This window comes from Agrobacterium sp. D14 (assembly GCF_001526505.1).
GTDB lineage: Bacteria > Pseudomonadota > Alphaproteobacteria > Rhizobiales > Rhizobiaceae > Agrobacterium > Agrobacterium leguminum.
In genome coordinates this window covers 1-1,135 of sequence record NZ_ASXX01000055.1, presented here as the reverse complement: position 1 = coordinate 1,135, position 1,135 = coordinate 1, and the positions used below count along the sequence as shown (strand labels likewise).

Sequence of the window (1,135 nt, the reverse complement as noted above, 5' to 3'; positions counted from 1 at the left end):
GGAATCCTGTGTATTGGATTTGTGCTATGTAGAGTGCGGGCGGAAGGCCGTCGGAATCCTGGTCGTTAGAGACCGCCTGCTGGCTTTTGGACCTCCGCCCGCTCTTGATGATCCCAACCTGAACAGTTGATGGAGGCCGTGAGCGCGGACCTCGTAGCACAGGATGAGGCTTGCCATGGTACACCCTGTTTACATCGGATGCGACGTCTCAAAGGCACATCTGGATCTTTTCGATGCCGCAACACAAAAAGCCGTCCGCATCGCCAATACCGGCATCGCCATCGACGAATGGCTCTCTACCCTTGAGGGACGCGAGGCGCAGGTCATTCTGGAGGCGACCGGACGTTATGACCGGCTGTTGTGCGCGGCGCTCGAGAGGTGGCGGCGGTCCTATTGCCGGGTCAATCCGGCGAGAGCCCGCGACTTTGCAAGAGCCACCGGCCAGCTTGCCAAAACCGATACCATCGATGCGCGACTTTTGGCGCGCATGGGCGAAACACTTTCACCACCCGTCACGACACCACCCGACCCAGCCCGTCAGCAGCTGGAAAGCCTGCACACGCGCCGTGATCAGCTTGTTGCCATGCGCCAGCAGGAACGGCTGCGCCTTCATACAGCCGAGCCGTCGGAGCGCGACAGCATCGCGCGCCACCTCGGCTGGCTCGATACGGAAATCGCCGCGATCGAACAACAGTGCCAGTTGCATGTGCGGACAAATGTGACGCTGAACGAACAAAGCATCAGACTTCGCTCGATCCCCGGCATCGGCCAGATCACGGCGTTCACCCTGATGGCCCACATGCCGGAACTGGGCGGCAGTTCGCCCGGCGGCATGGCGGCGCTTGCAGGCCTTGCCCCCTTCAATGCCGATAGCGGCATTCACCGCGGCCAGCGCCATATCCGCGGCGGACGAAAGCGTGTGCGCGATGCCCTCTACATGGCGGCGCTGGTGGCCTACCGGTTAAAGTCGCCCTTCGCCCGCATGGTTCAAGCCATGCAGGCCAAAGGCAAACCGTTCAAGGTCATGATCATTGCCATCGCCCGCAAACTGCTCGTCATCGCAAACGCCATGCTCAGGGATAAAACCACATTCGAAGCAGCTTGAAACAACATGCATCAATACAGTTGCCAGCCG

The 1,135-nt window shown here is 60.5% G+C and carries 1 protein-coding gene; it reads left to right on the top strand.

Going from position 1 to position 1,135, the window contains the following annotated elements:
* Positions 1 to 175 precede the first annotated feature (175 nt).
* On the top strand, positions 176 to 1,105 hold the full coding sequence (locus tag L901_RS22880; RefSeq protein WP_059760491.1) for an IS110 family transposase: 930 nt from the start codon (positions 176 to 178) through the stop codon (positions 1,103 to 1,105).
* The last annotated feature ends 30 nt before the right edge of the window (positions 1,106 to 1,135 follow it).